Origin of the sequence: Tepidiphilus baoligensis (genome assembly GCF_012911495.1) — a bacterium.
In the GTDB taxonomy this organism is placed as follows: Bacteria; Pseudomonadota; Gammaproteobacteria; order Burkholderiales; family Rhodocyclaceae; genus Tepidiphilus; species Tepidiphilus olei.
Genome location: NZ_JAAAUB010000024.1, coordinates 1 through 11,958, shown reverse-complemented (window position 1 = coordinate 11,958; position 11,958 = coordinate 1). Strand labels below are relative to the sequence as shown.

At 60.8% G+C, this 11,958-nt stretch carries 15 protein-coding genes and 1 pseudogene; 5 read left to right on the top strand and 11 right to left on the bottom strand.

The genetic code is table 11. The features are described 5' to 3' along the window. Window positions 1-347: transposase (locus tag GV368_RS10535; protein WP_178086766.1), on the bottom strand; the 347-nt coding region annotated here is incomplete at its 3' end. A 143-nt stretch (window positions 348-490) separates the two neighbouring features. Between GV368_RS10535 and GV368_RS10530 the strand changes: the two genes are divergently transcribed. After that, window positions 491-2,116 (top strand): methyl-accepting chemotaxis protein, encoded by a 1,626-nt coding sequence (locus GV368_RS10530; RefSeq protein ID WP_169116485.1) that lies wholly within the window; start codon window positions 491-493, stop codon window positions 2,114-2,116. Between the two features lie 38 nt (window positions 2,117-2,154). Here the strand turns inward: GV368_RS10530 and GV368_RS10525 are convergent, their stop codons facing one another. From GV368_RS10525 to GV368_RS10505, 5 genes are all read right to left on the bottom strand, one after another. Then, window positions 2,155-3,222, bottom strand: a complete 1,068-nt coding sequence (locus GV368_RS10525; protein WP_169116484.1) for a sulfate/molybdate ABC transporter ATP-binding protein — start codon at window positions 3,220-3,222, stop codon at window positions 2,155-2,157. Next, window positions 3,219-4,115 carry a sulfate ABC transporter permease subunit CysW gene (cysW, locus tag GV368_RS10520; protein WP_169116483.1) on the bottom strand — a complete coding sequence of 299 codons (897 nt, stop codon included), beginning with the start codon at window positions 4,113-4,115 and terminating at the stop codon, window positions 3,219-3,221. Before cysW ends, GV368_RS10525 begins: the two co-directional genes overlap by 4 nt. 1 nt (window position 4,116) lies before the next feature. Then, window positions 4,117-4,950, bottom strand: coding sequence for a sulfate ABC transporter permease subunit CysT (gene cysT / locus GV368_RS10515; protein ID WP_169116482.1), 834 nt, complete (start codon window positions 4,948-4,950; stop codon window positions 4,117-4,119). Beyond that, complete coding sequence (locus GV368_RS10510; RefSeq protein WP_169116481.1) at window positions 4,947-5,948, bottom strand: sulfate ABC transporter substrate-binding protein; 1,002 nt, start codon at window positions 5,946-5,948, stop codon at window positions 4,947-4,949. Before GV368_RS10510 ends, cysT begins: the two co-directional genes overlap by 4 nt. Before the next feature lie 181 nt (window positions 5,949-6,129). Beyond that, on the bottom strand, window positions 6,130-6,759 hold the full coding sequence (locus tag GV368_RS10505) for a DUF5625 family protein (RefSeq protein ID WP_169116480.1): 630 nt from the start codon (window positions 6,757-6,759) through the stop codon (window positions 6,130-6,132). A 429-nt stretch (window positions 6,760-7,188) separates the two neighbouring features. On the opposite strand from GV368_RS10505, the gene GV368_RS11825 reads away from it, so the two are divergent. Then, window positions 7,189-7,440: a hypothetical protein gene (locus GV368_RS11825; protein ID WP_385915996.1), complete on the top strand. Its 252-nt coding sequence runs from the start codon at window positions 7,189-7,191 to the stop codon at window positions 7,438-7,440. A gap of 175 nt (window positions 7,441-7,615) precedes the next feature. Continuing rightward, window positions 7,616-8,086: pseudogene (locus tag GV368_RS10495) on the top strand (IS5 family transposase); the annotation flags it as partial. A 148-nt stretch (window positions 8,087-8,234) separates the two neighbouring features. On the opposite strand, the gene GV368_RS10490 reads toward GV368_RS10495, so the two are convergent. The 3 genes from GV368_RS10490 to GV368_RS10480 form a co-directional block, all read right to left on the bottom strand. After that, window positions 8,235-8,546, bottom strand: coding sequence for a hypothetical protein (locus tag GV368_RS10490; protein WP_142810262.1), 312 nt, complete (start codon window positions 8,544-8,546; stop codon window positions 8,235-8,237). Between the two features lie 76 nt (window positions 8,547-8,622). After that, entirely contained in the window at window positions 8,623-8,955 is a 333-nt protein-coding gene (gene qac, locus GV368_RS10485) for a quaternary ammonium compound efflux SMR transporter QacL (RefSeq protein ID WP_142810264.1), read from the bottom strand. A gap of 575 nt (window positions 8,956-9,530) precedes the next feature. Next, on the bottom strand, window positions 9,531-10,130 hold the full coding sequence (locus GV368_RS10480; protein WP_142810266.1) for a type IV toxin-antitoxin system AbiEi family antitoxin domain-containing protein: 600 nt from the start codon (window positions 10,128-10,130) through the stop codon (window positions 9,531-9,533). A gap of 155 nt (window positions 10,131-10,285) precedes the next feature. Here GV368_RS10480 and GV368_RS10475 point away from each other — a divergent pair, with 155 nt between their 5' ends. Together GV368_RS10475 and GV368_RS10470 are read left to right on the top strand one after the other, a co-directional pair. Then, complete coding sequence (locus tag GV368_RS10475) at window positions 10,286-10,435, top strand: type II toxin-antitoxin system RelE/ParE family toxin (RefSeq protein ID WP_206673397.1); 150 nt, start codon at window positions 10,286-10,288, stop codon at window positions 10,433-10,435. A gap of 3 nt (window positions 10,436-10,438) precedes the next feature. Further along, window positions 10,439-10,759, top strand: coding sequence for a helix-turn-helix domain-containing transcriptional regulator (locus GV368_RS10470; RefSeq protein WP_142810268.1), 321 nt, complete (start codon window positions 10,439-10,441; stop codon window positions 10,757-10,759). Window positions 10,760-10,896: 137 nt separating this feature from the next. Here GV368_RS10470 and GV368_RS10465 read toward each other — a convergent pair whose 3' ends face one another. Both GV368_RS10465 and GV368_RS10460 read right to left on the bottom strand, forming a co-directional pair. Further along, a complete protein-coding gene (locus GV368_RS10465; RefSeq protein WP_169116479.1) occupies window positions 10,897-11,304 on the bottom strand; it encodes a hypothetical protein in 408 nt (135 codons plus the stop codon). Between the two features lie 113 nt (window positions 11,305-11,417). Beyond that, window positions 11,418-11,958: hypothetical protein (locus GV368_RS10460; protein ID WP_169116478.1), on the bottom strand; the 541-nt coding region annotated here is incomplete at its 5' end.

Here is an 11,958-nt window from a genome sequence, read left to right as displayed (position 1 = left end):
GCCTTGAGCGAACCGACGCCGTGGCGGCGCAGACAACGGTCCAGCCCCGAGCGCGACACGTTGGGTGTGATGAATTCGCGCACCACCGCCAGCAGGTCATCCAGAGGCAGCATCAAGGTCTTGCGCAGCTCCACCACGACGGCCTCCTGAAACGGGGTCAGGTTCGTCTGCAGACGGTGCGCCGTGTGCGGACGATCTTCGACGTCGGTGCGTTTCTTCCAGCGTCGGATGGTGTCCTCCGACACCCCGAGTTCCCGGGCAAGACGCCTCACCGGCAGGTTCGAGCTTTGGATGTAGCGCCGGGTCGCAGGGGTCGTGGTGGCGTTCTTGTGCAGTCGAACCATCATGACTTTTGCCTCCGTAGTTCCTCGATCAGCTCACGCATCGTCTCGCGACCTATGAATAATGCACGACGTCGCGGATCAATGCAATCGTCCGGGACCTGACAGCTATACAATTCCTTCATTCTCCATCGATGCCGAGGTCCATCATGAACCTGTCGGTCAAATCCAAGCTCATTGCTTCGTTCTGCACCGTCGCAGCGATGATCGTCATCGTCATCGGGCTCACCACATACAACCTCAGCCGCATAGACGAAGCCACCAATGAAATAGACCGCTCCCACCAGGTGATCACCGACCTCACGCGCATGCGCGAGGCGCTCACCAATATGGAGACCGGCGCCCGCGGCTTCGCGCTCTCCGGCAAGGAAAGTTTCCTCGAGCCGGTGAGCATCGGGGAAAAAGAGCTGGAAGAAGCTTTCCGCGACGCGCTTGACAAAACGCGCAGTCCCCAGCGCCGAGCCAACATCGAGAAGCTGCACCAGATAGGCAAGGAATGGGTCGAAGAAGGTCTCAAGCCCATGATCACCCTGCGCCGCAACGTCGATGCCGGCAAAGCTTCGCTCGAGGATCTGCAAGCGTTCGTGCGCACCGAGCGCGGCAAGCAGAAAATGGACGAATTTCGCTCTTTCGCTGCGCAAGTCATGGACGAACGCCGTAGTCTGCTACAGCAGAGGCTAGAGGAACTGAAAGCAACTTCGAACCAAACCAACATCGCGCTCTACGGTGGCGGCGCCCTCGCCTTCGCCTTGGCGATCACCTTCGCCCTCGCCCTCGCGCGCAGCATCGGCGGACGCATCACCCTCGCGATGCGCGCGGCCGAAGCCACCGCCGCGGGCGATCTCACCACGCCGGTGCACGTGGAAGGTAGCGACGAAATCGGCCGTATGCTGCAGGCAGTGGCCACGATGCAGCAATCGCTACGCGAGATGTTGGGCGAGATTCGTCGCAACACCGACCAGCTCGCCCAGGCGTCGGTAACGCTCGCTGAAGCGGGGGGAGAGGTTATGCAGACTCTCGCGGAACAAAACGACGCCTCTTCCACCATGGCCGCGGCTGTCGAAGAGCTCACCGTAAGCATCGGCGAAGTCGCCAAAAACGCCGAGGAGGCGCGTAACGCCGCTCGCGAATCGGGTGAAATCGCCCGAGAAGGCGGCGAAGTCATGCAACGTACCGTCGAGAGCATCAAACGAATCGCCGACCGTGTCACCGAAGCCGCTCAGAACATCGATCAACTAGAAAAACACTCCAACGAAATCACCTCCATCGTCAACGTGATCGAGACGATCGCCGAGCAGACGAACCTCCTGGCCTTGAACGCCGCGATCGAGGCCGCCCGCGCCGGTGAATACGGCCGCGGCTTCGCGGTGGTGGCCGACGAGGTGCGGAAACTCGCCGAGCGCACCACCGTCTCGACCCAGGAGATCACGGAGATGGTCGCCCACATCCAGCAAGGCACGAAACAGGCCGTGGCGACGATGGAGACCAGCGTGACCGAAGTCGAGGAAGGCGTGCAGCTCGCCAACGCTGCCGGCGAATCGATCGAGCGCATCGCCGAGGGCTCGGGCCGCGTCATCGACTACGCCAGCCACATCTCCGACGCCCTCAAGGAACAATCCATCGCCAGCAACCAGGTGGCACGCAACGTCGAGACCATCGTGCAGATGGCCGAGAAGAACCATCAAGCGGTCAACCGCGCCGGCGCCACGGTGAAACTCATCGAGGAGGCGATGCAGACCTTGCGCAACGCCGTCGGACGGTTCAAGATCAATTGAAGATCGATACCATCAATCGCCTGACGGCTCCTGGTCCTTCAGACCTGGCCTTGCGCAGCGAACACCCTCAGCCGGGCCGGCACGAGCCGCACCGGCTGACCGGGGGAAAGCGCCAAGGCGGCGCAGCGCTCGCGCGGTAGCTCCACTTCGAAGCGGCGCGCGGGCTCACCCTCTCCGTCGAGTTCCACTCGGGCGCTCGCGCCGAAGGCGAGGATGCGGGCCACGCGGGCCGGCACGCCCCGATCCGACTCGGCCGGCACGATGTCGAGCTCGAAGGGCCGGGCGAAGGCGATCACCTCTTCGCCCGCAGGAAGGGGCGCCTCGTGCGGCAGGAGCGCCTCGCCCACCCGCAGCCCCGTTTCTTCCACCCGCCCCTCGAAGCGGTTCACCGAACCGAGGAAGTCGTAGACGAAAGGGGTGGCGGGATGGTGATAGACCGCCTCGGGCGTGCCCACCTGTTCGACGCGGCCGCGGTGCATCAGCACCACGCGGTCGGCCACCTCCAGCGCCTCTTCCTGGTCGTGGGTGACGAAAATGGAAGTGACGTGCAGCTCGTCGTGCAGGCGCCGCAGCCAGCGGCGCAGCTCCTTGCGCACTTTCGCATCCAGCGCCCCGAAGGGTTCGTCGAGCAGCAACACCTTGGGCTCGACCGCCAGGGCCCGGGCGAGCGCGATGCGCTGGCGCTGCCCCCCGGAGAGCTGCGAAGGAAAACGATCGGCGAGCCAGTCGAGTTGCACCAGTTCGAGCAGCGCCATCACGCGGCGGCGGATCTCGGCCTCGCTCGGGCGCTCGCGCCGCGGTTTCATGCGCAGGCCAAACGCCACGTTGTCGAACACGCTCATGTGCCGGAAGAGCGCGTAGTGCTGGAAGACGAAACCGACGCGGCGCTCGCGCACGTGGGTGTCGGAAGCGTCCTCGCCGTCGAAGAGCACCTGCCCCGAGTCGGACTGCTCCAGCCCCGCGATCACGCGCAATAGCGTCGTCTTGCCGCAGCCGGAGGGACCCAGCAACGCCACGAGTTCGCCGTCGGGAAAGGCGAGCGAGACGTCGTCGAGTGCGGTGAAGGCGCCAAAGCGCTTGCAGATGTGTCGGACTTCGATGCTCATCTGAAACTCCCGCGACGCAGGGCGGCAAAATCGCCGCGCCGCTCGATGGCGTGCTTGACGACCAGGGTCACCAAGGCCAGCAGCGCCAGTAGCGAGGCGACGGCGAAGGCCGCCGAGAACTGGTATTCGTTGTAGAGGATCTCGACGTGCAGCGGCAAGGTGGTGGTCTGGCCGCGGATGTGCCCGGAGACGACGCTCACCGCGCCGAATTCGCCCATGGCGCGGGCATTGGTGAGGATCACCCCGTAGAGCAGACCCCACTTGACGTTGGGCAGGGTCACGTGCCAGAAGGTGCGCCAGCCGCTCGCGCCCAGCACCACCGCGGCCTCTTCCTCCTCGCGCCCCTGCGCCTGCATGAGCGGCACGAGCTCGCGCGCCACGAAAGGAAAGGTGACGAAGACGGTGGCGAGCACGATGCCGGGCACGGCGAAGAGGATTTTCACCTCGTGCGCGGCGAGCCAGGCGCCGAACCAGCCGGAACTGCCGAAGAGCAGCACCAACCCCAGGCCCGCCACCACCGGCGAGACCGAGAAAGGCAGATCGATCAGGGTGAGCAGCAGCGCCTTGCCGCGGAAGGAGAATTTCGCGATCGCCCAGGCAGCCGCCACCCCGAAGACGAGGTTGAGCGGCACGGCGATGGCGGCCGCCAGCAGCGTTAGTTTCAGGGCGGCGAGCGCATCGGGCTCGACGAGCGCGGCCAGATACACCGCCCACCCTTTGCGCAGCGCCTCGACGAAGACCGCCAGGAGCGGCAGCAGCAGGAAGAGACCGAAGAAGGCGAGCGCGAGCGCGATCAGGGTGCGCCGCACCCAGACGGGCTCGGTGGTGACCGGCCGCACGGCAGCGCGGCGGGCGGGCAGTTCGAGCGCGGGCACCGCGGCGACGGCGTCCATGTCATTGCTCCTTGCCGCCGCGACGGGCGGCCCAAGCTTGCAGGGCGTTGATGACGAGCAAGAGGGTGAAGGAAATGACCAGCATCACCGTGGCGATGGCGGTGGCGCCCGCCTCGTTGTACTGTTCGAGCTGGCCGATGATGAGCAGCGGCACGATCTCCGAGACGAAAGGGATGTTCCCGGCGATGAAGATCACCGAGCCGTACTCCCCCACGGCACGGGCGAAGGCGAGCGCAAACCCGGTGACGGTGGCCGGCAGCACGTGCGGCAGGATCACGTGGCGGAACACCTGCCAGCGGCTCGCCCCCAGGCTCGCGGCCGCCTCCTCGAATTCCGGCTCGAATTCCTCCAACACCGGCTGCACCGTGCGCACCACGAAAGGAATGCCGATGAAGACGAGCGCCACGAGAATGCCCAGCGGCGTGAACGCGACTTTGACCCCGAGCGCGGCGAGCCACCCGCCCAACCAGCCGTTGGGCGCGTAGAGCGCGGTGAGCGCGATGCCGGCCACCGCCGTGGGCAAGGCGAACGGCAGGTCGATGAGGGCATCGACCAAACGTTTGCCCGGAAAGGAATAGCGCACCAACACCCAAGCGAGCAGCAGGCCGAAGACGGCATCGATCGCCGCCGCCGCGAGCGCCGCCCCGAAAGAAAGCCGGTAGGCGGCGAGCACCCGCGGGCTGCTCACCACGTCCACGAATTCCCCCCAACCCAGCTCCAGCGTCTTGCCGAACACCGCCGCCACCGGCAGCAGCACGATGAGGGAGAGGTAAAAGAGTGTATAGCCGAGCGTGAGGCGAAAGCCCGGCAACACACCCGTATGCACCGCCATCATTTCTTCCCAATGATTTGGTCGAACACACCGCCATCGGCGAAGTGGGTCCGCAACACCTCCGCCCAGCTACCGAAGCGCGCTTCGACCGTGAAAGTGTCCACGCTCGGAAAGCGATCGGCATGGCGCTGCCGTACCCGAGGGTCGCTCGGGCGCAAGTAATGCTTGGCCATCACCTCCTGCGCCGGTTCGCTGAAGAGAAACTGCAAATAAGCGCGCGCCACCTCCGCCGTGCCGCGTTTGGCCACCACCGGCTCCACCACCGCCACCGGCGCCGGCGCCTCGATGGAGACGGACGGATAGACGATCTCGAACTCCTTGCCGCCCAGCTCCTGCGCGATCAGGCGAGCCTCGTTCTCGAAGGTGACGAGCACGTCGCCCACCCCGCGCTGGGTGAAGGTGGTGGTCGCCCCGCGCCCGCCGCCGTCGAGCACCGGCACGTTGCGAAAGAGCCTGGTCACGAAGTCACGTGCCCCCTCGTCCGAACCCGTTTTCTGGAGCGCATACCCCCAGACGGCGAGATAGGTATAGCGGCCGTTGCCGGTCACCTTGGGATTGGGCACGATCACCTGCACCCCCTCGCGCACGAGGTCGTCCCAATCGCTGATGGCCTTGGGATTGCCCCGGCGCACGAGGAAGACCATGGTGCTGGAATAAGGTGCCGCCTGATTGGGAAAACGCGTGCGCCAGTCGGGCGCGACGAACCCGCGCTCGGCCAGGAGCTCGAGGTCGGATGCCTGGTTCATGGTCACCACATCCGCCTCCAGCCCCGCCGCCACGGAAAGCGCCTGCTTGGACGAGCCGCCATGCGACTGACGGATCGTCACCGCCTCCCCTTTGCTCGCCTGCCACGCAGCAGCGAAGAGCGGATTGATCTCTTTATAGAGCTCGCGCGAGACGTCGTAGGACACGTTGAGCAAGCTCGTCTCGGCCCTCGCCGCACCGGCAGCGACAAGGGTCAGCAAGGCCATCAAGGCAGCAAGAAAACGCCAGAATCGCATCGTCCATCCTCCCATTCGATGAGGAGGATGGTAGCGAGCGGATATAGGCGGTTCAACGGGGCGGGGGTTGGTAGGTTATGGCGAAGGGGAATAAGGGGGCGAGGGGTGAAGTCGATCAGGGGGTCATGATGGGATCGTCGGGGACGTGACACATAACGTTAAGTTGAGGGGCGCGCCGCCGCTAGGCGGAGCGTCCCCTCGAACGATATGTTAGACCTGCACGCCAGAACAAAAGCACAATGGCATATACGGCCGCAGGCCACGCGAGAAAGATGTAGCCCATGGATCCCCACCACACGAGCCCCATTTGCCATGTAGTAGCGGTCTTGGGCTGAAGTTCGATTGCAATGTGCGTTCGAATATGCGCCAGCTCCTGTACTGGCCGAGTTACCTCTGCCTCGAATATGTATTTGCCCGGCTGAACTTGGATGACGCCTACACCGCGGTAAACGTGCGCGCGCGACCAGCCGTTTGAATCAATAGACTCGACTAAGCCACTGGAAGCTGTTGCTCCAGTTTCACCGTTTTTCAACGACCACCGAATTGGAACGGGCACACCCTTTGAACATTCCTCCTCGGGAAGGCAGATGCCCATCGCGCCAATCAACTTTTTGAGTTGATTAAATTCGATGCCGTCTCGTTCAAATTTGAGTTGAACCATGTAACGCTCTGGGATTCGTATCTCGACTTCGTCTCGAACAGAACCCGGAGGCGAGAGTGAAATGACAGCATCCAATGGGTTCTGCGTAACCCAGTCACTCCAGATGGGAAAGGCAACAATCCATAGCGCCGCCACGATAAGCAATGCCATGAGTCGCCACTGCTGTATGCAGAACTCGCGCATAGAAGGTCTAACTGTCAGGTCCCGGACGATTGCGTGGAATTTTCATGAACAATTCAGGTTTTTCGGCGTACCATTTCTTCATGGCCTTTCTGGAGGATGTGGTGATTGTACAGCCAAACGTGATGGGCGCCCCGAAAAACCCTCTCCACCCCCGCCCCTGATAAAATTCCCATGTCCTGATTCGTGAGGAGCCCAAACCATGACGCGCCGCACTGCGATCCAACCCGATCTTTTTGCTGCAGAGGAGCATCGCGCCAAGCTCGAGCGACTCGGCGATCCCCTGCGGGAGATGGAGGCAGTAGTCGACTTTGCGGCGTCGACCGCGGAAGTGGAGAAGATTGCTCCGCTCGAGGATCAACCCAAAGGCGGGCGGCCCCCTGTCGGATCGAGACGAGGGTGCGCATCGCGGTGTTGAAGCGCATCCACGGGCGCCTGGACGAGCAGATGGGTTTCCACGGCAAGAGCCACTACGGCTACAAACTTTCGGTCTGTGTCGATCGCAAGCACAAGCTCATCCGGCGCCTGAAGACCGACACGGCCCGCACCCCCAGCCATGCAAGAACCGGCTTTGCCCTCACCCTGATGGCCGCCTGCTACAACATTCGGCGCACGGTGTGGCTCGTGAAGTCCAACGCCATCCCCTGGTGAGGCCCACCCACGGCCGCAGTGTGCCCGCAGCGGCCGGGGGCAAGGAAAAACCGGGGCACGAGGCCGCAACGAGCGGCCAGAACGGGGGGAAATCGGGTGGAATTCAGTGCCGGGTGTCATGAAGAGCCAGTTTCACCGCGAATTTCCCGGAAAATGGGGGTTGATCGAGGTTCCCCAATGGCACTTCGGCATGAAGGCGCACATCGGTGTGGATGCCACTTCGGGCCTGACCCACACGCTGATCGGCACCGCGGCCAATGTCGGCGACGTCACACAAGCCCAGGCGCTGCTGCATGGGGACGAGACGGACGTCTTTGGCGATGCCGGCTACCAGGGGGTGGAGAAACGAGCGGAGAACCTGGAGCTTCCCGTACGCTGGCACATCGCCCTGAAGCGCGGCCAGCGCAAGGCACTGGCCAAGGACGAGGAAGGCCAAACCCAGGCGCGCCTCGAGCAGCTCAAGGCGAGCATCCGTGCCAAGGTCGAACACCCCTTTCACGTGGTGAAGAACCTCTTTCGTCATCGCAAGACCCGCTATCGGGGCTTGGCCAAGAACACGGCTCAGCTCTTCACCCTCTTTGCGCTGGCCAATCTGGTGCTCGCGCGCCGGTGGTTGTTGACACCGGACACCCGGATTGCGTCCTGAATCTGAGCGCAAGGGGGGTTATTCGACCCCCGAGGCGCTCCGGGAGACAGGATATCCCCCGTATCGGACCATTTTTGCCCCGTTTTGTCCTGAAAACGGGGTACGTCTTGACAAGAGGGGACCAAGGGCTTACTTGTTCAGCGGTTCCTTAGAGGGTTTCACGGGAAGATAACCAAGACCAAGCCAATGCCGCTGCCTTTTCATGGCTGAAGCCACGGAAAGCAGCCCAAGGAGCATTGGGTCTGTTTTCGTCAGACCCCGAAGCCAACAGCCACATTTTAGGCCCGCAACGTGAGTGACCGGCGATATACAAAACACCCTCTTCCATTTCGATAGTCGCGCATTTTCCAAATGACTCCACGTATGCATCATCAATTTCCGGAAGATCAGGCGGACGAATTGATTTGCTGCTTGTGTTGTCTTCGAGGTTCAAGACATAGAGATAGCGATTTGGGTTCAAGATAGCATCCTCCAACGCCTGAATCAAGCCGCGTTGCGAAGCGGCGTCGGCTTGAATGAATTAAATGCCAACCAGATCAATGTGCGCTGACCTTGGAAAGCAGGTTAAGAACGGCTACTCCACTCACAATGAGGCCCATGCCAACGAATGCCCATAAGTCGAGTTTCTGACCATGAAAGATCCAAGCGATAGCTGCTACCAGCAAAATTCCGAGCCCGGCCCACACAGCGTATGCAATACCCACCGGAATGGACTTGAGTGCAAGAGATAAAAAGTAAAAAGCAATACCGTACCCTGCCACAACCACAACAGATGGAACCAATTTTGTGAAGCCATGACTAGATTTTAACGCTGAAGTTGCGACAACTTCGCCGACGACTGCAATGGCCAAGAACAACCAATTCTTCACGCTCTTTCTCCTCGGTACAATGAAGAGATGGTAGTTCCTATAAGAGGCAAACAACAGTCTTGCGGCAATGTTTTTCTGTGAGCACACAAACGCCAAACATGGAATCTAAAAAAACAGTATGACACTTCGAAAGACCCTCTCCCTCCTCGTCTCTGATAAAATTCCCCTGTCCTGATTCGAGAGGAGCCCAAAACCATGACGCGCCGCACCGCGATCCAGCCCGACCTCTTTGTCGCAGAAGAACATCGCGCCAAGCTCGAGCGACTATATAAAATACCATTAGCATAATCAATAGTAGTTGTCCTAACAATGACTATCGACACCTCCGGCGTTTTTTCATCATCATAACCACGTTCCACAAAAAATCAATTCCCCATAACTCTTTTCAATACCTCTCCATGCAGCTCCGCAAATCTCGCCTCCGTGCGCTTGATGCGAGTGTGCATCATGTGCGCCCTCTCCTCACTGCGCCACGATGCGATCGAACACGCTGCCGTCGGCGAGATGTTCCTGCTGCCCCTCCTGCAGGCCGCCGAAATCCTTGGTGCACATCGAGGAAGTCACATTGCGTCCGCTCACGTCAGCGCCGCCAGATAGGGGCGCATCACATTGGCCACCCGACAGACTTGGGCGCAGTGCCACAGGTCATCCATCTTCACGCGCTTGGCGTTCCAAGCTTCGCGCAGGGCTTCGAGCGCGACGTCCAGTCCGATCTTGTTGCGGTACTTGAAGCAGTCGACCACCGTCTTGGCCACGCTCGTCACCTGCACGGTGACGCCATCGACCCGGTGCTCTTCCACCCCTTCGGTCAGCGCCTCGCCACTGAAGCGCACGATGCGCAGCGGCGGGTAGTCCATCTTGTGGGCTCGCGCCTTGTTGGGAATCGCTACCCATACCTCGAACGGTGATTGAGTGGTCAGGCCGTGAAACTGCAGTGCCGACAACAGGCACACCACGACATTCGGGTGCTTGCCGGCCACCGCGGCCAGGGTGACGTGCTCGGACATCGGTCGATCCGGCAGCGCGTAGAGGCCGCGGCACAGCCGGGTCAGCTTGCCTTTCCGGGCCAGCGTGCTGAGTACCATCCGCGAAAATCCGCACACCTCCACGTCGCGTGGGCGCAGCAGTCCTTGGCGGCGAGCCAGTTCGAAAATGAAAGTGTGGGCATTGTTCATAAAAACATTATTTCATAATGTCGGTAATTGTAAATTTTTACCGACTTTTTGAAAAATCCGGACCTGACCCCCTCATTTCTTGGCTTCACGCACCTCTGCGGCAAACGTCCCTCCAGTGGTAACCATTGCCACAATTGGCGAGAAAGGGAACTTATATGTCACTCTATTTCAAAGACGGCTTGAAGCTCATTGTCCTGCTCGGCGGCGGCAGCAAGAAGCGACAACAGAAAGACATCGATGAGGCGCTGGCCTTGTGGGAGGACTACAAGCGCCGCAAGGCACTCCAGCCGAACAAAGGAGCGTGAACCATGGCACTGACCCGTGATTTCAAAGAAACCGTGGCAGCCCGCGTGCAGAGCGACCCGGCTTTTGCCCAGGCGCTGCTCGACGAGGCGATCACCCTGTTCATCAATGACGAACCCGAGACCGCCAAACCCATCCTGCGCGATCTGGTCAATGCGACGATCGGTTTCGAATCCCTGGCCGAAGAGATTCACAAGCCGGCCAAGAGCCTGCATCGGATGCTGTCGGCCTCGGGCAATCCCACCATGAGCAACCTCTCAGCGATCTTCGCCGCCATCAAGCGCGCGCTGAATGTGGAAGTCCACACCCGCGTCGTCATGGCATGAGACTGCTTTGCCGGTCAAGAGCGCCCCTGCGACCCGGCGCACCATCCAAGGTTCGAACCTACCGGTGCCCTTCGATGAACCGTTCCAAGCGCATGGCATCGAGAATCGACTGATCTTTTCATAAAAACACCGCGTAATCATCCGGGACCTGACACTTGGGGGGGTCGCTCAGCATGGCGACGAAACTCCGGCCAAAGCAGCACAAATAGACAGACGAGGCAACAGCCGGTGAGAACCAAGCCCTGAGCAAGAGCGATAGGCGTGAAGCTGAAGCCGGACAAAATGCGACCGACATTGTTGCCCACGATGGTGCCAAAAAGCCAAGTGGGGAACAGGAGAAGAACGGCGCATACGCGGCGGCAGACCTTCAAAAAACGTGGGTAGCGCGGAGGAACAATGGCTGGAAGCCAAAGCGGGATAGCCAAAGCCACACCGGCAACAAACCAAAAAACAAGAATGCTGTTCGAAAATTGTTCAGGTTCCGCAGCCCGCGAAAACCCGGCGCCAGAGAGCGCGAAAAACCCTCCGCAAAGGGTTGCGCTCATGAGCAAGACCACACGCGAAAGCAGGGGCATGAAAATCACCTAACGTTCAAGCTCAGGGGCGCAAAGCCGGCTTGCCGGCGAAGCGTCCCTCTGGAGCGGAGGGTTAGCCAGACCTACTCGTTGCATGGCAGGTTACGGAAAGCGCCCCGATTTACAACTTGTAACAGACGCGCGGTATCGAAGACCGTTGACTCAGTGCGATCAGCGACATAGTCAGTTACTTTAACAGTGGCCTCAAGACGATAGCCGCACGCACCCTTTGGTTTCTGGTTCGGCACTTGCAATAACTTCATCGCAGCGATGCGGTTTGAGAAGCAAAACCACGGGTCTCTTGGGTCATCCACTCCGCGCGGGATGACCTTAGCCGAGACCTTCTCGGGAAACAGGCAGACTTGGTCTCCAATCATTTCGATGGAATCGTCGTCGGTTCTACGTTCAATGGTTCCAGACACGGTGACTTGGCCAGAGTAGTAGACAAGACTGCCCTTGGTGTTGATCTTTACCAGTCGCTCGTTTGACGGACCTTCGGCATTAGCGCCTATCGAAGCCGCAAGAAGAAATACAAGCACGAATGTTGAAAGGAGTCGAGACGGCATGTAATACCCTTGGCTAACTGTCAGGTCCCGGACGATTGCATTGATCCGCGACGTCGTG

Coding starts and splice junctions, on each gene's coding strand:
- GV368_RS10530 (WP_169116485.1), top strand. CDS start 491: ATGAACCTGTCGGTCAAATCCAAGCTCATTGCTTCGTTCTGCACCGTC.
- GV368_RS10525 (WP_169116484.1), bottom strand. CDS start 3,222: ATGAGCATCGAAGTCCGACACATCTGCAAGCGCTTTGGCGCCTTCACC.
- cysW (WP_169116483.1), bottom strand. CDS start 4,115: ATGGACGCCGTCGCCGCGGTGCCCGCGCTCGAACTGCCCGCCCGCCGC.
- cysT (WP_169116482.1), bottom strand. CDS start 4,950: ATGATGGCGGTGCATACGGGTGTGTTGCCGGGCTTTCGCCTCACGCTC.
- GV368_RS10510 (WP_169116481.1), bottom strand. CDS start 5,948: ATGCGATTCTGGCGTTTTCTTGCTGCCTTGATGGCCTTGCTGACCCTT.
- GV368_RS10505 (WP_169116480.1), bottom strand. CDS start 6,759: ATGGCATTGCTTATCGTGGCGGCGCTATGGATTGTTGCCTTTCCCATC.
- GV368_RS10480 (WP_142810266.1), bottom strand. CDS start 10,130: ATGAACAATGCCCACACTTTCATTTTCGAACTGGCTCGCCGCCAAGGA.
- GV368_RS10475 (WP_206673397.1), top strand. CDS start 10,286: ATGTCACTCTATTTCAAAGACGGCTTGAAGCTCATTGTCCTGCTCGGC.
- GV368_RS10470 (WP_142810268.1), top strand. CDS start 10,439: ATGGCACTGACCCGTGATTTCAAAGAAACCGTGGCAGCCCGCGTGCAG.
- GV368_RS10465 (WP_169116479.1), bottom strand. CDS start 11,304: ATGAGCGCAACCCTTTGCGGAGGGTTTTTCGCGCTCTCTGGCGCCGGG.